The sequence below is a fragment of the Zoogloea sp. 1C4 genome (genome assembly GCF_009469605.1).
Classification (GTDB): domain Bacteria; phylum Pseudomonadota; class Gammaproteobacteria; order Burkholderiales; family Rhodocyclaceae; genus Zoogloea; species Zoogloea oryzae.
Genome location: NZ_SSXU01000017.1, coordinates 22269 through 40913, shown reverse-complemented (window position 1 = coordinate 40913; position 18645 = coordinate 22269). Strand labels below are relative to the sequence as shown.

Genomic DNA, 18645 nt, shown 5'->3' with positions numbered 1-18645 from the left:
CGGGATGCTCGAAGGTGGGGGCGGAGCAGGGTGATTGCAATCCCTTCCAACCCATTTTCCATTACCCGCTTCCCATGGCCGACTTCCGATGTATAGTTAATCACTATCGTGATTGCCGGGAGTGCTTCATGACGCTGACTGATCTTCGCTACCTCGTCGCGCTGGCCCGCGAAAGGCATTTCGGCCACGCGGCCGAACGCTGCAACGTAAGCCAGCCCACGCTCTCGGTGGCCATCAAGAAGCTCGAGGACGAGCTGGCGGTCACGCTCTTCGAGCGCAGCGCCGCCGACGTGAAGATCACCGACATCGGCGCCCGCATCGTCGCCCAGGCCGAAAAGGTGCTCCTCGAAGCCGGCCAGATCAAGGAGCTCGCCACCGCCGGCCGCGATCCGCTCTCCGGCCCCCTCAAGCTCGGCGTCATCTACACCATCGGGCCCTACCTGCTGCCGCACCTCATCCCGCGCGTGCATCAGGCCGCGCCGTCGATGCCGCTGCTGATCCAGGAAAACTACACCGCCCGGCTGGCCGAATCCCTCAAGCGCGGCGATCTCGACGTGATCGTCATCGCGCTGCCCTTCGAAGAGCCCGGCATCGTCACCCAGGCGGTGTACGACGAGCCCTTCCGGGTGCTGATGCCCACCGGCCACCCGTGGGAGAACGACACCGCGATCCCCGCCAAGCGCCTCGCCGAAGAGCAGCTGCTGCTGCTCGGTGCCGGCAACTGCTTCCGCGATCAGGTGCTGGAAGTCTGCCCCCTGTGCCGCCCCGGTGAGGGCCTGCAGCGCACGCTGGAAGGCAGCTCGCTGGAAACCATCCGCCACATGGTGGCCACCGGCGCCGGCGTGACCGTGCTGCCCAGCACCGCCGCGGCGCCGATCCCCGGCGGCAACCCGCTCCTCACCGTGCGTCCCTTCGAGGCGCCGGAACCCTTCCGCCGCATCGCGCTGGCGTGGCGGGTCACCTACCCGCGCAGCGGCGCCATCGACGTGATCCGCCAGGCGATCCTCGCCAGCCCGCTCGACGGCGTGCGCCCGATCAATCCCCGCTAGATTTCGCCCGGACATCCCACCAGCCCGCCTCGGTGACCAGCCAGTCCATCGGCTGGTCGTGGGGCTGCGGCCAGCAGGTGTCGGCCCGGGCCAGCTCGAAGGCCACCCCGGCGGTGGCCGGCGCCGGGTCGAGGGCCGCCAGGGTGCGGTCGAAATAGCCGCCGCCATAGCCCAGCCGGAACCCCGCCCCGTCGAACACGTTGAGCGGCACCAGGATCAGGTCCGGTTCGATCCGCTCGTCCCCTGCCGGTACTGGAATCCCGTGGTGGTCTGTGGCCATCGGCGCCTCGGGGTGCCAGCGCAGGAAGATCATCGGCTGGCCCGCCGCGCGCACCACCGGCAGGGCCGCCTGACGGGCCGGATCGGCGGCCAGCCAGCGGGTCATCCACGGCACCAGATCCACCTCGCCCCGCCACGGCCAGCAGAAGGCCAGGCGCCGGGGGCGCAGGCGGTCGACCAGGGCGTCCAGATGGGATTCGACGTGCGCGGTGCGCGCGACCCGATCGGCGGCGGGCAGGGTTTCACGGGCGGCGATCCGGGCATTCCGGAGGTTTTTGCGCAGCGCGGAAATTTCGGCTTCGGAAAGACCCCCGGAAGGGGGGAGGGGCGGGGTCACTGTGCTATTCTCCGACGGCATTTTGGTGAGACGTAGAGCAATGAAGAATAGCGCGTGGGCCGTCCTGGCGGCAGTTTTGTGGATGGCCATGCCGGCCGGCGGCGATCCGGGGGACGAGCGCATCCTGCTCGCCCGGGACGCAGCCCGCAGCGGCGACCGCAGCCGGCTCAACCTCTACGCCCCGCCCACCGGCCACGTGCTCGATCCCTATCCCGAGTTCTGGGCCCTGTCCAACATGCTGGCCCGTCCCAACGACGTGGATTCGGCCCGCATCCGCGATTTCCTGCAGCGCTACCCGGGCAGCTGGCCCGCCGAAAAATTGCGCGCCGACTGGCTGCGCTACCTCGGCAAGCGGGGCGATTTCGGCCCGCTGCTGGCCGAGTTCGGCAACCTCGAACAGCCCGACCAGGACATCAAGTGCTACCACCACCAGGCCCGCCTGAGCAGCGGCGATCCCGCCCTGCTCCCGGAAGTGCGCCCGATGTGGTTCTCGCTGGTGGATACGCCCGAAAGCTGCGTGCCGATCCTCCAGGCCCTGGCCCGGGAGGCGCTGGTCAGCCCGGACGAAATCTGGGGCCGCGTGCGTCGCCTGATGGAAGCCAAGCGCACCACCGGCGCCAAGGGCGCGGCCAGCTTGCTGCCCTTCGACCAGCAGCCCGCTTCCCTCGATCTCGAGCGCGCCGGTGCCAACCCGTCCACCTGGCTCGACCGCCTGCCGGTCAACTTTGCCGCCAGCCGCCCCGGGCGCGAGCTCGCCCTGATCGCCCTGGCCCGCCTCGCCCGTGACGATCCCCAGGGCGCCTACGCGCGCTACGTGGGCCTCAACGAGCGCTTCTCCGCCGCCGAACGCAGCTACGCCGTCGGCCAGATCGCCTGGCAGGCCGCTGCCAAACTGATGCCCGACGCCAACGCCTGGTTCAAGGCCGCCGGCGACACCCCGATGTCCGAAGAGCAGGCCGCCTGGCGCGTGCGTGCCGCCCTGCGCGCCGGCGACTGGAAGGCCGTCCGCACCGCCGTCGAGGCCATGTCCGCCGACCAGCGCGCCCAGCCCGACTGGACCTACTGGCTCGGCCGCGCCCACCAGGCCCAGGGCAACCGCGAGGCCGCCCGCAAGGAGTTCGAGCGCATCGCCGGCCACCCCAACTTCTACAGCATCCTCGCCGACGAAGAGCTGGGCCGCACCTTCACCCTGCCCAAAAAGGCCCGTGCGCCCAGTGCCGACGAGTTCGAGCAGACCCGCCAGACCCCGGGCATCCAGCGCGCCATCGCCCTGTTCCGCCTGGATCTGCGCACCGAAGGCACGCGCGAATGGAACTGGACCCTGCGCAACCGGGACGACCGCTTCCTCCTCTCCGCCGCCCAGCTCGCCCAGCAGCTCGGCATCTACGACCGGGCCATCAACGCCGCCGACAAGACCCGCAACGAGCACGACTACAGCCTGCGCTACCTCTCTCCTTACCGGGAGCGCGTCGAGCCCAACGCCCGCAGCCGCGATCTCGACCCGGGCTGGGTGTATGGCCTGATGCGCCAGGAGAGCCGCTTCGTCACCGCCGCCCGCTCCGGCGTCGGCGCCCAGGGGCTGATGCAGATCATGCCCGCCACCGGCAAGTGGGTCGCCGGCAAGCTCGGCATGAGCGGCTACAACGTGGGCTGGCTGCAGGACCCGGACACCAACGTGATGCTCGGCACCACCTACATGCGGATGGTCCTCGAAGGGCTCGACAATCACCCGGTGCTCGCCTCGGCGGCCTACAACGCCGGCCCCGGCCGCGCCAAGAAGTGGAAGGACGTGAAGCCCCTCGAAGGTGCGATCTACGCCGAATGCATCCCCTTCAACGAAACCCGCGACTACGTGAAGAAGGTGATGGCCAACGCCGTCATCTATGCCGCCCTGTTTGAAGGCCGTGCGCCCTCCCTCAAGGCCAGGCTCGGCACCATCGCGGCGAGCGACGGCAGCACCCGTGGGCTGGGCAGTGCGGCCCCTGGCGCCGGCCTCGACGAGCCTACACCGGGCGCCGGCAGCAACGAATAAGGGCGGGTAGGGAATTAGCTGCCCGCTGCGCACTCCAACAAGCTGATTCCCCACCCTTTCTTACCCCGGAGACCGGCCATGCCCCTTCCCCGCAAGATCCTCCTCGTTGGCGGCAGTGGTTTTGTCGGTACCGCGATCGCAGAGCGCCTCACCCGTGACGGCGTCAGCCTGATCGTGCCAACCCGCCGGCTCGCCAATGCCAGCCACCTGCGCGTCCTGCCTGGCACCGAAGTGGTCGAAGCCGACGTCTTCGATCCCGCCGCGCTGGCCCGCCTGATGAACGGCGTCGATGCCGTGGTCAGCCTCGTCGGCGTGCTCCACTCAAGCCCCGGCACACCGTGGGGCCCGGCCTTCGCCCGCGCCCACGTGGAGCTGCCGACCAAGCTGGTCGCCGCTGCCCGGGCGGCCGGCGTCGGGCGCATCGTGCATGTGAGCGCCCTCGGCGCCGATCCCGCCGGGCCGTCGGAATACCAGCGCTCCAAGGCCGCCGGAGAAGCCGCGATCCGCGCCGGCAGCCCCGATGTGGCGTGGACCATCCTGCGTCCGTCGGTGATCTTCGGGCCCGGCGACAGCTTCCTCAATCTCTTCGCGGGCCTCGTGCGGCGCTTTCCGCTGATGCCCCTGGGCGGCGCCAGCGCCCGCTTCCAGCCGGTCTGTGGGCGACGTGGCCGACGTGGTGGCCGAATGCCTCGAGCGCCAGGATGCCGTCGGCCAGACCTTCGAGCTCACCGGCCCGCAGGTCTACACCCTGCGCCAGCTGGTCGAATACGTGGGGCTGCTCACCGGCTGCCGGCGCCCGGTGATCCCGCTGCCCGAAGGGCTGGCGATGCTCCAGGCGGCTGTCCTCGAATGCCTGCCCGGCACGCTGATGAGCCGCGACAACGTGCGCTCGATGCGCGCCGACAACGTGGCCAGCGGCGCCCCCCAGCCCTGGGGGCGGAGGCCCACCTCGCTGGAAGCCATCGCGCCGTGCTACCTGGGCACCGCCAACAAGCGCGGCCGCCTCGATGCGGCGCAGTTGCGGCGCGACTAGGCCCGCCCCGATCCTGCAACCCCCCGTCTGATCCATGGAAATCTACTGCGTCGGTGGCGCCATCCGCGACGAACTGCTCGGTCTGCCGGTCAAGGACCGGGACTGGGTGGTCGTCGGCGCCACCCCTGAAACCCTCGTCGCCGAAGGCTACAAGCCGGTCGGCAAGGATTTTCCGGTCTTCCTCCACCCCCGCACCCACGAGGAATACGCGCTGGCCCGCACCGAGCGCAAGACCGCGCCGGGCTACGCCGGCTTCGTCTTCCACACCGACCCGTCGGTGACGCTCGAAGAAGACCTCGCCCGCCGCGACCTCACCATCAACGCCATCGCCCGCGGCGCCGACGGCGTGCTGGTCGATCCCTTCCACGGCCGCCGCGATCTGGCCGACGGTATCTTTCGCCACGTGAGCCCGGCCTTTGCCGAAGACCCGGTGCGCATCCTGCGCCTGGCGCGCTTCGCGGCCCGCTTTGCGGAGTTCCACGTGGCGTCCGAAACCCTTGATCTGATGCGCGGCATGGTCGCCGCCGGCGAGGTGGATGCGCTGGTGCCCGAGCGCGTGTGGCAGGAGATCGCCCGCGGCCTGATGGAGGCCCGGCCATCCCGGATGATCCAGGTGCTGCGCGACTGCGGCGCCCTGGCCCGCCTGCTGCCCGAGGTGGACCGGATGTTCGGCGTGCCCCAGCCGGCGACTCATCACCCTGAAGTGGACTGCGGCGCGCACCTGCTGCTGGTGCTCGACGAAGCCGCCGCCACCGGGCAGCCGCTGGCGGTGCGCTTCGCCTGCCTGCTCCACGACCTGGGCAAGGGCCTCACCCGGCCCGACCTGCTGCCCCACCACTACGGCCACGAGGCGATCAGCGAGCGGCTCGCCAAGGAAGTCTGCGAACGCCTCAAGTGCCCCGCCGACTGCCGCGATCTGGCGCTGATGACCGCTCGCGAGCACGGCATCGTGCATCAGGCCATGGTGCTGCGCGCCATCACCGTGGTGAAGCTCATCGAGCGCTGCGACGGCCTGCGCCGCCCCGAGCGCTTCGCGGCGCTGCTCGACGCCTGCGCCTGCGACCACCGGGGCCGCGCCGGACTCGCCAGCCGCCCCTATCCCCAGCGCGATCGCCTGCTGGCGGCGCTCGCGGCGGTGCGCGGGGTCGATGCCGGCGCCATCGCCCGGGGCCTTGCCGACAAGTCGCGGATCCCGACGGAGGTCCATGCGGCGCGGGTGGCGGCGGTGCGCAAGCTCGGTCTGGATGACGAAACGAATGTTGACAGATTGTCGCCGGAGGCCCGGCAGTAATCCCGCGGCAACCCTGGCGACGGGGGGCATACAATGCCGCCCAGACATGTCCTCGAACCTGGTTTTTTCCGTGCTTCCGGCCCCATTCCGGCGATTTGCGCTGATCCTGCTGATTGCCGGTTCGGCGACCGCCGCCCGGGCGACCCAGCCGATCCCGGCCTTTGCCGAAGTGAAGGCCGGCGCCACGCCGTCGGTGGGGGTGCTGCTCGCCCGGGACGGCACCCCGCTGTCCGAGCGGCGGCTCGACCCGCGGGTGCGGCGGCTGGAGTGGGTCGGCCTGGCCAACCTGTCGCCAGCCCTCAAGGAAGCCCTGCTGGCCGCCGAGGACAAGCGCTTCTTCGAACACTCCGGGGTCGACTGGCGCGCCTTCGCCGGCTCGCTCTGGCACAACCTGTGGTACGACCGCAAACGCGGCGCCTCCACCCTGTCGATGCAGCTCGCCGGGCTGCTCGACCCGGAGCTCGCCCTCGGCCGTGACGGCGCACCGCGGCGCTCCATCGGCCAGAAATGGGATCAGGCCCTCGCCGCCCAGGCGCTGGAAAACCGCTGGACCAAGGAGCAGATCCTCGAGGCCTACCTTAATCTGGCGCCTTTCCGCGGCGACCTGCAGGGCGTGCATGCGGCGTCCCGGGCGCTGTTCGGCAAGGGGCCGGGGGAGCTCGGCCGGCCCGAGGCGCTGGTCCTGGCGGTGCTGCTGCGCGGCCCCAATGCCAAGGCCGACGTGGTCGGGCGCCGGGCCTGCGTGCTCGCCGAGCGCATCGGTAGCCCGTCGGCCTGCGGCCCTGCCCGGCGCCTGGCCGATGCGACCCTCGACCGGCAGCACCTCGGCCCGCGCTGGGAGCTCGCACCGCATCTCGCCCGCCAGCTCCTCCAGCAGCCCGGCGAGCGCCTCGTCACCACCCTCGACGCCGACGCCCAGCGTCTGACCCTTGCGGCCCTCCGCCGGCTCGGCCCGACCGATGCGGCCGCGGTGGTCATCGACAACGCCAGCGCCGACGTGCTCGCCTACGTGGGCGCGCCGGATGCGGCCCAGGCGGATCACGCGGCGATCCTGCGCAGCAGCGGCAACCTGCTCCTGCCCTTCGTCTACGGCATCGCGATCGAGCGCCGTCAGCTCACCGCCGCAACCCTGCTGGACGATTCCCTCTCCAACCACGCGCCCACCAACCCCGACGAACGCCTGTGGGTGAGCGCCCGCCGGGCCCTCGGCGAGAACCTCTCCGAACCCTCCCAGGCGGTGCTGCGGATGGTGGGCGAACAACTGCCCGAGCGCTTCCGGGTGGCTGATCTGGATGTGGGGCGCAGTGGCCAGGCCGATCTCGGCCTGCTGGCCATCGCCGGCCTCTACCGCAGCCTGGGCAATGGCGGGCTATGGCTGGCGCCGCGCAGCACGCCCGGCGGCGAGCGGGTCGCCCGGCGTATGCTGCGGCCCGAGGCGGGCTTCATCGTGGGCGACATCCTCACCGAGCTGGACCCGGAGGGCATGCCCCAACCCTTCGTGATCCGCCAGTACGTGCCCGACGGGCGCGAGACGCTGGTGGCGGGTTTTTCAGACCGCTACACCGTGGCCCTGTGGTCGGCGGGTGCCCGTGGCACGCCGGCGCAGGCCAATGCCGCCTGGCACGAGATCCTGCGCGGCCTGCACCGCAACCAGCCGGCCGTCCGACCGGTGCCGCCGGCGGGTGTGGTGTCGACCCTGGTGGTGTTCGAGCCGCCGGTGGAAAGCCCGCGCCGGGAGTGGTTCATCCGCGGCACGGAAGTGGAACGGGTGGCGCTGCCCCGCAGCCTGCCGCGGATTGCCTGGCCGGCCAACGGCATGCTGGTGGATGCGTTGGCGCTGGCGGGCGATCCGGGTTTTCGCATCCATTTCGAGGGCAGCCGCCTGCCGCCCGGCGCCTGGTGGCGTCTGAACGGCGAGCGGGTGGGCAACGGAAATGGCAGCACGAACGGCAATGGCGGGCGAGCCAGCTGGCGGCCGGTGGCGGGCCGTCATGTGCTGGATCTGATGGCCGCCGACGGGCAGCTCCTCGACAGCGTCACCTTCGCGGTGCGCGCGCCTCTCGACGACGAGCCGTCAAAGCCAGCGGACCAGCAGCCAGACCGCCAGTGACATCAGCAGCGTGCTGGTGAACGGGATGTGGATGTGACGTCCGAAAGCGTCGAAATGCAGATCGCCGGGCAGATGCCCGATGCGCCAGCGCCGCAGCGGCAAGCCGGAGCTCAGCCCCGACACCACCGCCAGCACCACGATTGCCAGCAACCACTTGAGCATCGGCCCTCTACCTGCCGTCGAAAATGAAGCGTCGGGCAGGCGCAACGGGCACCGGCCGACAACGCGGGAGCCCGGACCTTACCGCGTTTCCGGCCGCCCGTGTTGCCAGCGCAGACGGCGACGGCGGTTGAGCAGCGCGCCGCCGATGGCCATCCCGGCCAGCCCGACGACCGCCGGTTCGTCGATCGCCGACGGCGCGGGCGCAGCGGCCGGGGACGACACCGAGCCGGTGCTCACCGCCGCCCAGCGCAGGGTGCCGCCGGCGTAAAGCGCCTCGCCCAGCCCGTCGCCATAGAAGGTGACGGTGGAGAAGGTGCGGCTGTCGTCGATGGCTGCGACGAAGTTGGTGAACGCGTAATCGGTGGTGCCGTCGCCGTCGTAATCCTTGTTGCCGGGGTTGGAATCGGCGTTGATGGCGTTGGCAACGATGCGGGTGGCGCCCCCGTCGAAGGAAATGAACAGGTTGGAGCCGACAGGCGCGCCGGTGTCCGGGTGGAGCACGCTGGTGCAGCAGGTGGCCCAGTCGGCGATCTCGAGGCCGAAGGCGTTGACCGGCGTGGCGAAGGTGAAGGTCAGCCCGGAGCCCGACGCCGGCACTGCCGGGGCGATCGCGATGGTCGCGCCGCCGACCGCGTATGGCCGGCCCGCCGCGCGATAGCCGTTGTAGTCACCGTAGACGAAGCGGTCGGTGTTGTCGGTGGCGCGGATCGTCAATCCGGGCAGCGTCCAGCTCGAGGCGTTGGACGTCAGGCCGGAGAGCGCCAGCGTCTGCACCGTGCCGCCGACGCCGGTGATCGTGCTGTCGAAGGCCGCCCGGCCACTGAGCACGTCATTGTTGTAGATGACCGGCGCCGCGATGGCGCCCAGGGACAATAAACTGCCAACGGCACTGCATGCCAGCTTCCTGCGCATTTCTGCCTCCGTGAAAAATTTCACGAATTTCAAGCAAAATTTACGCCCAAAATGGTTTGTTTATGTAAAACAATGGCTTGGGTTTGGTGCTGAAATAATTCGCCACAAAGTGTAAAGACACCCGACAGTGCCGCTGCGGTGTTCGGGCGTGTCTTTTGCTTTTCTCTACTCCCCGGCTGGGGTAAGTTCTCCGCCTGAACACTTCCAACGCCCGAGCCGATGACCTTTTCCCCCGCCCGCAGCCCCCTCCGCCTGACCGCAGGATTCCGTCCATGAACCGTTCCCGCTTCGGCGATCTGGAAGTGCTGTGTCACACCCCCTCCGGCCCGGTCCGCGAGACGCCTCTCCTGTTCGTGCACGGCGCCTACACCGCCGCGTGGTGCTGGGAAGAGCAGTTCCTGCCGTGGTTCGCCGCCCAGGGGTATGCGTCGTATGCGGTGTCCCTGTCGGGCCACGGGCGTAGTCGCGGCCGGACCTACCTCGACAGCTTCTCGATCTCGGATTACGTGGATGACGTGGCGGAGGTGGCCGGCAAGCTGCCCGCGACGCCGGTGCTCATTGGCCACTCGATGGGCGGGATGGTGGTCCAGAAGTACCTGGAGCGTCACACGGCGCCGGCGGTGGTGCTGATGTCGTCGGTGCCGCCCCAGGGCCTGCTTGGCTCGGCCTTCGGGCTGGCGTTCTCCAAGCCGCACTTGCTGGGCGACCTCAACCGCATCATGGGCGGCGGCCAGCCCCAGGTGGAAACCCTGCGCCACGCGCTGTTCCACGAGGCCATCGAACTCGAGCGCCTGCTGCGCTACTACCACCTCTGTCAGCCCGAATCCCATCGGGCGATCTGGGACATGTCGCTGTTCGACCTGCCGTCCCTGGCGCGCATCGAGTTGCCGCCGATGCTGGTGCTGGGCGCCGAGCACGACGTGCTGATCCCGCCCGACCAGGTGCGTCTCACCGCCCGCCGCTACGACGTCGAACCGCAGATCCTGCCGGGCCTCGGCCACGGCATGATGCTGGAGAGCGACTGGCGGGTGGCGGCCGATCCAATCCTGGCGTGGCTGAAGTCGCTCGATCTGTGACGGGTCGTGCCAATCGCGCGGGGCCGTGAACTTCGTCATTGCGGACGCCCATTTTGTGTTCCATCCTGAAATCGTGCGACTGGCGGTGATTTCGGAGCGTTGAAGCGGGCTTCCGGTGTCGTCTGCCGGATTTCCTTCAACCTTTGGAGGCCACAGCCGTTAAGAAAAATAGGGGGACACGTCTCTCACCCCGGAACGGAGGCCGAAATGGTGATCTTCATGGATATGGAAAGCGGTGAACGGAGCTACCTCGAGCCCGAGATGTCCGACGGGCCGGCCTATGATGACGAAGTGCTGAACGCCAACCTGCTGCCGCCCGAGCTCGCGCTTGGCCTGCAGGAGATCCCGGCCACCAGCCACGAGCGTCACGCGGTGCCGACCGACGTGGATGCCTTCCTGAGCGCGGTGTATCGCTTCCAGGAATAATCAGCCCCAGCGTTTCGATCAAAAAACAGCCCGCCGGCGTGATGCGTCGGCGGGCTGTTTTTTTGGCTGGGCCGCCTTACAGGCTGTGCAGGCGGTCTCCGCGCAGGAAGCCGATCAGGGGCTGACCGATGTTGCGCGACAGGGCAATCACCTTGAAGAGCTCGCCCATCTCGTGGGGGCCGGTGAGGCGCTGCACGGCCTTGGAGGCGCGGATGTAGTCGGCGCTGTCTTCGGGCGCCCGGCGCGCGAGGCAGGCCAGCACGCCGCAGTTGAACAGGAAGTTCGCCTGGTCGGCGTAGCCCATCACATCCAGCCCGGCCTCGAAGCCGGCCTCGGCGATGGCGGTGAAATCCACGAAGGCGGTGATGTCGTTGAGCCCCGGCCACAGGAAGGGATCGCCGTGGGCGTGGTGGCGGTAGTAGCACAGCAGCGTGCCGGTGCTGCGGCTGGGCAGGTAGTACTCGGCGCGGGGGTAGCCGTAGTCGATCAGGATCATCGCGCCCTGTTCGAGGCGCGCGGCCCATTCGGCCACCCAGGCCCGGCCGGCGAGGTTGATCTCGCTGACGTATTCGCCTTCGGAGGGCAGGGGTAGCGCGAGGGCCTCGGCCGCCTCGGCCACCCGGCCGGCGACAGGGCGGTCGGCCCACACGAAGCGCCCCTCGCCATCGAGGCTCACGCCGCGCTCGAAGATGCCTTCCGGGCGCCACGCCACCAGATGCACCGGCATCACGTCGAGCACCTCGTTGGCCACCAGGGCGCCGGAGAACCGCTCCGGCAGGGTGTCGAGCCAATGCACGCGGCTGGCCAGGTGGGGCACCTTGGCGGCCAGGGTGTCGAACTGGCGTTCGCGCAGCTCGCCCGAGACCTCGAGGATGCCGTAGCTTTCGGGCAGCGCGCCCTGGAGCTCGAGTTCGAGGAGCAGATCGGCGGCGAGCAGCCCGGTGCCGGCGCCGGCTTCGATGATGTGGGGCGCCGACAGGCTCATCACCTGCTGCAGCTGGCTGGCCAGCGCCTGGCCAAAGAGGGGCGTGAGCTCCGGTGCGGTGATGAAATCCCCGCCCGGCCCGAACTTGCGCGAGCCGCCGCTGTAATAGCCCAGCCCGGGCGCGTAGAGGGTTTCGGCCATGTAGCTGGAGAACGGGATCCAGCCCCCTTCGGCAGCGATCAAGGCCTGCAGGCGGGCGACGAGGGCAGCGCTTTGTTCGAGGGCTTCGGCTGACGGCTGGGGCAGGTTCATGGCGGCGCTGGCGTGTAAAATCCGCATTTTACCCTGCCGCGCTACCGTGCCGCGGCGCGTGGATGCCGCACGTCGCAAGACAGCGCCATTTCGGCCAGCGGCACCGTATGATATCGCTCCCCGTAGAACCCTTTTTCAGGCAGTCATGAATCAACCGGCAGCTGCGCCTGTCGCCCTCGTGACCGGCGCAGCCCGGCGCGTCGGCGCTGAAATCGCCCGCCACCTGCATGCCGCAGGCGCGCGGGTCGTGCTCCATTGCCGCCAGTCGCGGGATGAGGCCGATGCCCTCGCCGCGGCCTTCAATGCCGCGCGGCCCGATTCGGCGCTGGTCGTGCAGGCCGATCTGCTGGATACCGGGGCGCTGGGCGGTCTGGTCGATGCTGTTGTTGCCCATTATGGGCGTCTGGATGCGCTGGTCAACAACGCGTCGAGCTTCTTTCCCACCGCGATGGGCGAGATCGACGAGGTGGCGTGGCTGGACCTGATTGGCTCCAACCTCAAGGCGCCGCTGTTCCTGGCCCAGGCGGCCAATCCCTGGCTGCAGGCAGCCCAGGGGGCGATCGTCAATATCGTCGATATCCACGCCGAGCGCCCGCTGAAAGGCTACCCGCTTTACTGCGCCGCGAAGGCCGGTCTGCTGGGTCTGACCCGTGCGCTGGCCCTTGAACTGGCGCCGCGGGTCCGGGTCAATGGTGTTGCCCCCGGCGCGATCGAGTGGCCCGAGGACGGGCAGTTTCCGCCCGCCGAGCGCGACGCCGTGGTGGCCCACACGCTGCTGCAGCGGGTCGGCGCGCCGTCGGATATCGCCCGGACAGTCCGTTTTTTGCTCTTCGATGCGCCCTACGTCACAGGTCAGATCATTCCGGTCGATGGTGGGCGCAGTGCGCATTTATAACGTATTTAACATTTATCACCTTCGGATCGTCTTTTCGCCCGACTTATAATCATCGAACATCTGGAAAACAATGGAACACGCAGTGGCAGTCCCCGCGCCGGTGGCAGACGACTCTCCCGAAACGGAATCCCGTTTCTCCAATTCCTTCCTGCGCCTCAAGAAATTCCTGATGCGCAAGACGGGGGAGGCCATCGTCGACTACGGCATGATCGAGGAAGGCGACGTGGTGATGGTCTGCGTGTCCGGCGGGAAGGATTCCTTCACGCTGCTCTCGCTGCTGCTTGAACTGCGCGAGCGGGCGCCGATCAACTTCCGCGTCGTGGCCATGAACCTCGACCAGAAGCAGCCCGGCTTCCCCGACCACGTGCTGCCGGCGTACTTCGAATCCATCGGCGTCGACTACAAGATCGTCACCGAGAACACCTACAAGATCGTCAAGGACAAGATCCCCGAGGGCAAGACCACCTGCTCCCTGTGCTCCCGTCTGCGTCGCGGCATCATCTACCGTACCGCCAAGGAAGTCGGCGCCACCAAGATCGCCCTGGGTCACCACCGGGACGACATGATCGAGACCATGTTCCTCAACATGTTCTTCGGCGGCAAGATGAAGTCCATGCCGCCCAAGCTGGTGAGCGACGACCGTCAGAACGTGGTGATCCGCCCGCTGGCCTACTGCTCGGAAAAGGACATCGAGCGGTTTGCCCGGGGCATGGAATATCCGATCATCCCGTGCAACCTGTGCGGCAGCCAGGAAAACGCGCAGCGCAAGCAGATCAAGGCTATGCTACGCGATTGGGATAGTCGCTTCCCCGGTCGTATCGTATCCATCGCCACCGCGATGAAGAACGTCGTTCCGTCCCATCTGGCGGACGGCAAGCTGTTCGATTTCCTGAACGTCACGCGCGGCACGGAAGTGGAGCAGGGCGACATCGTGTTCGATACTCCCGAACTTCCGCCAGTCGCGCAAGAAGATGCCTCAGCGATCCCCATCGGGATCTGGAGAAGTTAGAGCTTATGGATCGCCCACCCAGTCTCCCGCGCACGTCTGAGGGATTCACCGTGACTGTCTCCCCCTGTCAGACGGGGATCACCGGAGCATGCCACGATGAATGAGCGTGCCGCCACCCGGTGCCTGCTGTATGCAGATGTGGCAGGTCGTGTCCGTTTGTCCGTCAAGCTGGGTGAGGCGGAGGCTGGCTACGCCGTCGAGCGTTGCCTTAACCGCATGTCCCGCTGCGCGGAGGCCTATTCGGCCGAAGGGCTGGAGCTGCGTCCGGAAGTGATTGTTGCCCGTTTCGGCGATGCAGATTCTGCCCTGCTGGCGGCCCGCGAGATGCGCGAAAGGGTACGGGCGCTGCCGCCGATGAGCGGCATCAAGCTGGTGCTGCGGGCCGGGGTGGTGCTGGAGTCCGAAGGGGGCGACGAAGAAGGCGCTGCCGAGAAGATGGCCGCCCGCCTGGTGGATGGCTGCAATCCCGACACCATCACCGTCTCCGAGAGCCTTTCCGAGCTGCTCTCGCCGTCCATGCGGCGCCTGCTCGGCAAGCTCGACGACGCAGCCAGCAACGCACCCTTTCCCGCGCTTGAACTGGGCAACGCGCCGCCGCCCACGCCGGCCGAGCTCCGCCAGGAAGCGATGCAGTCGGTCAGGCAGCTGCGGGTCAGTTTCCGGGGCCAGAAGTGGGTGATCGATGCGGCCCATCCGACCCTGCTGTTCGGTCGCGAAACCGGCAACGACATCGTCGTGTCCGACCCGCGGGTTTCCCGCCAGCACGCACGCATCGAGCTGCGCAACGGCATGTTCTATCTGGCCGATTCCAGCACCAACGGCACTTACCTGCTGGAGGAGGGGGTGGCGGAACACTGCATCAAGCGCGGAGAGTTCGCGCTGTCCGAGAAAGGCCACATCGGCTGCGGTTTCTCGGTGGGTGACAACATGTCCGACGCGGTGGCGTTCGCCCTCGACTGAGCCGGGCAACGTCGGCCGTGCAGCAAAAGCAGAGGGCCCTTCACGGGCCCTCGGTGTTTCATGTGCGCCTGGGGGCGATCAGCCCTTCAGACAGGTGCTCATGAACTTCTTACGGTCGTCGCCCTTGAGGGCCTTTTCGCCGGCCTCCTTGTTACAGGCCTTCATCTTTTCCTGCTGCGGGGTGCCCTTGGCTTCGGCGGCGGCGGGTTTGGCGGAGAGGCATTCCTTCATGAAGGCCTTGCGCTCGTCGCCCTTCTTGTCGGCGGCGGACGCGTTGCATTCCTTCATCTTGTTCTGCTGGGTGGAGGCCGCGAAGGCGGCGGGTGCCAGACCGGCGGCAAACATCGAAACAGCGACACTCAGGATCAATTTTTTCATCTGGCCACTCCTCGTATGGGCGGGTTGTCGGAACTGCAACATCATCATTAACGGTGCTTGGGTGAATCCGTTGACGGCCCGGTCCGCCGGGGCGGTCGGATGCCGTGTCTTTTGGTCAAAAGCCGCCGTCTTCCATCGCCCGACGCTGGCGGTCGACGAACTCCTGGGTCGAGTCGATGCCCCGCAGCAGCAGGATCGTCGAGCGCACTGCGGCTTCCAGGAGCACAGCCAGGTTGCGGCCGGCCGCCACCGGCAGCACGACGCGGCGGAGCGGCACGCCGAGGATCATCTGCTGCTCGCCTTCGAGGGACAGGCGCAGCGGATCCTGGTCGCCTGGCTGGCGGCGCTGGAGGTGAACCACCAGCTTGAGCTTCATCTTCCGCCGGCAGGCGGTCTCGCCGAAGATCGTTCGGATGTTGAGGATGCCGAGGCCGCGCACTTCGATGACGTCCTGGAGCAGGGCCGGGCAACGGCCTTCGAGGACGGTCGGAGCGATGCGGGAGAACTCGACGATGTCGTCGGCCACCAGGCCATGGCCCCGGGAGATGAGTTCCAGGGCGAGCTCGGACTTGCCGGCGCCCGAATCCCCGGTGATGAAGACGCCCAGGCCCAGCACGTCCATCATCACCCCGTGCAGGGCGACCCGTTCGGCGAGCTTGCGCGACAGGTAGCTGCGCAGCAGGTCGATGACGTTGGCCGCCGGCAGCGGGCTGGCGAAGAGGGCCACGTCTTCGTTGGCGCAGACGGTGCGGATCAGGCTGGGGATGTCTTCGTCGTCGGCGACGATGATGGCTGGCGGGCCGTAGGAGAGGATCTCGCGGACATGGTGGATCACCTTGTCGCGGGTCTGGCGGCGAGCCCAGGCGAGCTCGGACGAGCCGAGGATCTGCAGGCGGTCGGGGTGGATCAGGTTGAGGTGGCCGACCATGTCGGCGGGCCAGATGCGGTCTTCGGAGACCGAGATGCGGGTGTCGAGGCTGCCGCAGATGTGGCGCAGCCTCAGGCGGTCGAGGTTGTCGTCAAACAGCCGCGCTACTGTTGTCTGGCGCATCGCTGCCCCACTGGGCGAAGAGGGAGTGGGCCGCGAGGGCGTCCGGGGCGGCCAGGAGCTGATCGCGGAAGCTGCGATTGCTGAACATCTGGGCGAGTTCGGAGAGGAGCTGCAGGTGGTGTTCGTTGGCCTGTTCGGGCACCAGCAGCACGAACAGCATCGACACGGGACGGCCGTCGGGCGCGTCGAAGGGAACGGGTTCGGCGAGGCGCATGAAGGCACCCAGCGCGTCCTTCAGGCCCTTGATGCGTCCGTGGGGGATCGCGATGCCCTGCCCGAGACCGGTCGAGCCGAGCTTCTCGCGGGCAAACAGGCTGTCGAAGACGGTGCTCCGGGCGATGCCGTGATTGTTCTCGAACAGCAGGCCGGCCTGCTCGAAAGCACGCTTCTTGCTGCTCGCCTCGAGGCCGACGACCACATTGGCTGGAGGCAGAAGTTTGGCGATGAGGTTCATGGGCGGGACGCTCCTGTACGCGGTGGGACCGGGACAGGTTTCCGGGAACGAATCTGGAAAATCCGGGGGCGGGTGCCGCCGGGGCCGTTGTGTCAGTTGGGGCGCATTATAGCCACAACGGTCCCGGGGAGAAGGGGATTACTTGGGGCCGAAGATCAGGATTCGGCGAGGTGCTGCTTCAGGGAGTCATGGCCGTGATCGGAGGCCTTGTCCTTGTACTTCAGAACCTGGCGGTCGAGCTTGTCGGTCAGGGCGTCGATGGCGGCATACATGTCGGCATCCTCGCTCTCGACGTGGATGTCCTTGCCACGCACGTGAACGGTGACTTCGGCCTTCTGACGCAGCTTTTCCACCGAGAGGATCACGCCGACGCTGGTGACGTTGTCGAAATGACGGATCACGCGATCGAGCTTGGAGGTGACGTATTCGCGGATGGCCGGCGTAACTTCGACGTGATGCCCCGTGATGTTGAGGTTCATGGTTCTTACCTTTCTGTCAGATGGTTTTGCGCAGACTGACCGGCGGGATATCGAGGGACTCGCGATACTTTGCGATGGTCCTGCGTGCCACGACGATACCCTGCTGGCCCAACAACTCGGCAATCTTGGCGTCGGACAAGGGTTTCTTCTTGTCTTCCGCGGCTACCAGCTGGCGAATCAGCGCCCGAATCGCCGTCGAGGAAGCCGCCCCACCGGTGTCGGTGGCGACGTGACTGCCGAAAAAATGTTTGAACTCGAAAATGCCTCTTGGTGTGGCCATGTACTTCTGGGTGGTCACCCGCGAGACGGTGGACTCGTGCAATTCCAACTGTTCGGCGATTTCACGCAGTGTCAGAGGGCGCATCGCCACATCGCCATAATCGAAGAACTGACGCTGCCGGTCAACGATCGCTTGCGACACACGCTGGATGGTGTCGAAACGCTGCTGAACGTTCTTGATGAGCCAGCGGGCTTCCTGAAGGTGATTGGACAGGGAGCCACTGGCGCCGCGGTTGTCCCGCAGGATCTGGGCATAAAGCTGGTTGATGCGCAGCTTGGGCATCGCGTCCGGGTTGAGGTTCACAACCCAGGTGCTGCGGACCTTGCGGACGATGACATCCGGAACCACATAGCGGATGTCGGACTGGGCGAAGCGGGCGCCGGGCCGGGGGTTGAGGTCGAGGATCAGGGCGTGGGCTTCGCGCAGCTCGTCGTCGGTGCAGCGCAGTGCGCGCTTGAGCTTGAGGTAGTCGCGGGCGGCGAGGAGTTCGAGGTGTTCGGCGACGATGGCCAGCGCCAGCTCGCGTTCGCGGCTGGGCGGCAGGGCGCGCAGCTGCAGGCCGAGGCATTCGCCGATGTCGGCAGCGCCGATCCCGCAGGGGTCGAGGCTCTGGATGTGGCGCAGGGCGATCGTGAGGTCGTCCAGATCCACTTCGAGCTCGGGCGGCAGCAGCGGCAGGAGGTCTTCGAGGGCCTGGCTGAGGTAGCCGTCGTCGTCGAGGGCCTCGATCATGAAGCGGGTGAGGGCGCGATCCCGGTCGGACAGCTGGGTGAGGGCGATCTGGGCGTCCAGGTGGTCGCGCAGGGTGGTGACCGTGGCCTGGAGATCCTGGAAATCGTTGTCGTCGTCATCGTCCCGCGAGCCGCTGCCGGAGCCCTGCCAGTCGCCGCCTTCGGCGAAGTCGAACTCCCGGTCGGTGTCGCGCTCGCGCTGGTCGGATTCGCGGGCCTGCTCCTGCTCGCGCTCATGGGCGGCCTCGCTGCCGGCGGGGGCGGCCGGGCCGGGGGCTTCGAGACGGCTGGAGCCGAGGTTCGATTCCGGCTCGTCCCGCTCGATCATCGGGTTCTCGAGGAGGATCTTCTCGATCTCCTGGTTGAGCTCGAGGGTCGATAGCTGCAGCAGCTTGATGGACTGCTGTAGCTGCGGGGTGAGCGCGAGATGTTGGGAGAGTTTGAGCTGGAGGCTGGGCTTCATG

At 67.8% G+C, this 18645-nt stretch carries 18 protein-coding genes and 1 pseudogene; 10 read left to right on the top strand and 9 right to left on the bottom strand.

What is annotated here, in order from left to right; genetic code table 11:
• The first annotated feature begins 128 nt into the window (after positions 1 to 128).
• Positions 129 to 1049 (top strand): hydrogen peroxide-inducible genes activator, encoded by a 921-nt coding sequence (locus GH681_RS17460; protein ID WP_153162818.1) that lies wholly within the window; start codon positions 129 to 131, stop codon positions 1047 to 1049.
• Here GH681_RS17460 and GH681_RS17455 read toward each other — a convergent pair.
• Positions 1036 to 1665: a 5-formyltetrahydrofolate cyclo-ligase gene (locus GH681_RS17455; RefSeq protein ID WP_228111958.1), complete on the bottom strand. Its 630-nt coding sequence runs from the start codon at positions 1663 to 1665 to the stop codon at positions 1036 to 1038. The two genes, GH681_RS17460 and GH681_RS17455, sit on opposite strands and share 14 nt — an antisense overlap.
• Before the next feature lie 82 nt (positions 1666 to 1747).
• Between GH681_RS17455 and GH681_RS17450 the strand changes: the two genes are divergently transcribed.
• From GH681_RS17450 to GH681_RS17435, 4 genes and pseudogenes are all read left to right on the top strand, one after another.
• Positions 1748 to 3697: a lytic transglycosylase domain-containing protein gene (locus GH681_RS17450; protein ID WP_228111957.1), complete on the top strand. Its 1950-nt coding sequence runs from the start codon at positions 1748 to 1750 to the stop codon at positions 3695 to 3697.
• A 78-nt stretch (positions 3698 to 3775) separates the two neighbouring features.
• Positions 3776 to 4730 (top strand): annotated as a pseudogene (locus tag GH681_RS17445) (complex I NDUFA9 subunit family protein).
• Between the two features lie 34 nt (positions 4731 to 4764).
• Positions 4765 to 6021 carry a multifunctional CCA addition/repair protein gene (locus tag GH681_RS17440; protein WP_153162815.1) on the top strand — a complete coding sequence of 419 codons (1257 nt, stop codon included), beginning with the start codon at positions 4765 to 4767 and terminating at the stop codon, positions 6019 to 6021.
• A 70-nt stretch (positions 6022 to 6091) separates the two neighbouring features.
• Positions 6092 to 8131, top strand: a complete 2040-nt coding sequence (locus tag GH681_RS17435) for a transglycosylase domain-containing protein (protein WP_194271267.1) — start codon at positions 6092 to 6094, stop codon at positions 8129 to 8131.
• On the opposite strand, the gene GH681_RS17430 is transcribed toward GH681_RS17435, so the two are convergent.
• Together GH681_RS17430 and GH681_RS17425 are read right to left on the bottom strand one after the other, a co-directional pair.
• Positions 8096 to 8293, bottom strand: a complete 198-nt coding sequence (locus tag GH681_RS17430) for a DUF2905 domain-containing protein (RefSeq protein ID WP_153162813.1) — start codon at positions 8291 to 8293, stop codon at positions 8096 to 8098. The two genes, GH681_RS17435 and GH681_RS17430, sit on opposite strands and share 36 nt — an antisense overlap.
• A 78-nt stretch (positions 8294 to 8371) precedes the next feature.
• Complete coding sequence (locus tag GH681_RS17425) at positions 8372 to 9205, bottom strand: PEP-CTERM sorting domain-containing protein (RefSeq protein WP_153162812.1); 834 nt, start codon at positions 9203 to 9205, stop codon at positions 8372 to 8374.
• Between the two features lie 272 nt (positions 9206 to 9477).
• On the opposite strand from GH681_RS17425, the gene GH681_RS17420 reads away from it, so the two are divergent.
• Entirely contained in the window at positions 9478 to 10281 is an 804-nt protein-coding gene (locus tag GH681_RS17420; RefSeq protein ID WP_153162811.1) for an alpha/beta hydrolase, read from the top strand.
• A 219-nt stretch (positions 10282 to 10500) separates the two neighbouring features.
• Positions 10501 to 10707 (top strand): hypothetical protein, encoded by a 207-nt coding sequence (locus tag GH681_RS17415; protein WP_228111956.1) that lies wholly within the window; start codon positions 10501 to 10503, stop codon positions 10705 to 10707.
• 76 nt (positions 10708 to 10783) lie between these two features.
• Here the strand turns inward: GH681_RS17415 and GH681_RS17410 are convergent, their stop codons facing one another.
• Positions 10784 to 11944 (bottom strand): class I SAM-dependent methyltransferase, encoded by a 1161-nt coding sequence (locus GH681_RS17410; protein WP_153162853.1) that lies wholly within the window; start codon positions 11942 to 11944, stop codon positions 10784 to 10786.
• Between the two features lie 145 nt (positions 11945 to 12089).
• Here GH681_RS17410 and GH681_RS17405 point away from each other — a divergent pair, with 145 nt between their 5' ends.
• The 3 genes from GH681_RS17405 (at position 12090) to GH681_RS17395 (ending at position 14808) form a co-directional block, all read left to right on the top strand.
• Positions 12090 to 12839, top strand: coding sequence for a pteridine reductase (locus tag GH681_RS17405; protein WP_153162810.1), 750 nt, complete (start codon positions 12090 to 12092; stop codon positions 12837 to 12839).
• Between the two features lie 82 nt (positions 12840 to 12921).
• Positions 12922 to 13848: a tRNA 2-thiocytidine(32) synthetase TtcA gene (ttcA, locus tag GH681_RS17400; RefSeq protein ID WP_228111955.1), complete on the top strand. Its 927-nt coding sequence runs from the start codon at positions 12922 to 12924 to the stop codon at positions 13846 to 13848.
• Between the two features lie 96 nt (positions 13849 to 13944).
• Positions 13945 to 14808, top strand: coding sequence for an FHA domain-containing protein (locus tag GH681_RS17395; protein ID WP_153162808.1), 864 nt, complete (start codon positions 13945 to 13947; stop codon positions 14806 to 14808).
• A gap of 78 nt (positions 14809 to 14886) precedes the next feature.
• Here GH681_RS17395 and GH681_RS17390 read toward each other — a convergent pair whose 3' ends face one another.
• From GH681_RS17390 to GH681_RS17370, 5 genes are all read right to left on the bottom strand, one after another.
• Positions 14887 to 15186, bottom strand: a complete 300-nt coding sequence (locus GH681_RS17390) for a PsiF family protein (RefSeq protein ID WP_153162807.1) — start codon at positions 15184 to 15186, stop codon at positions 14887 to 14889.
• A 115-nt stretch (positions 15187 to 15301) separates the two neighbouring features.
• Entirely contained in the window at positions 15302 to 16237 is a 936-nt protein-coding gene (hprK, locus tag GH681_RS17385) for an HPr(Ser) kinase/phosphatase (RefSeq protein ID WP_153162806.1), read from the bottom strand.
• Complete coding sequence (gene ptsN, locus GH681_RS17380; RefSeq protein WP_153162805.1) at positions 16206 to 16691, bottom strand: PTS IIA-like nitrogen regulatory protein PtsN; 486 nt, start codon at positions 16689 to 16691, stop codon at positions 16206 to 16208. The genes hprK and ptsN overlap by 32 nt, the downstream gene beginning before the upstream one ends.
• A 155-nt stretch (positions 16692 to 16846) precedes the next feature.
• Positions 16847 to 17170, bottom strand: a complete 324-nt coding sequence (gene raiA / locus GH681_RS17375; protein WP_153162804.1) for a ribosome-associated translation inhibitor RaiA — start codon at positions 17168 to 17170, stop codon at positions 16847 to 16849.
• 16 nt (positions 17171 to 17186) lie between these two features.
• Positions 17187 to 18644 (bottom strand): RNA polymerase factor sigma-54, encoded by a 1458-nt coding sequence (locus GH681_RS17370; RefSeq protein ID WP_153162803.1) that lies wholly within the window; start codon positions 18642 to 18644, stop codon positions 17187 to 17189.
• Position 18645 lies beyond the last annotated feature (1 nt).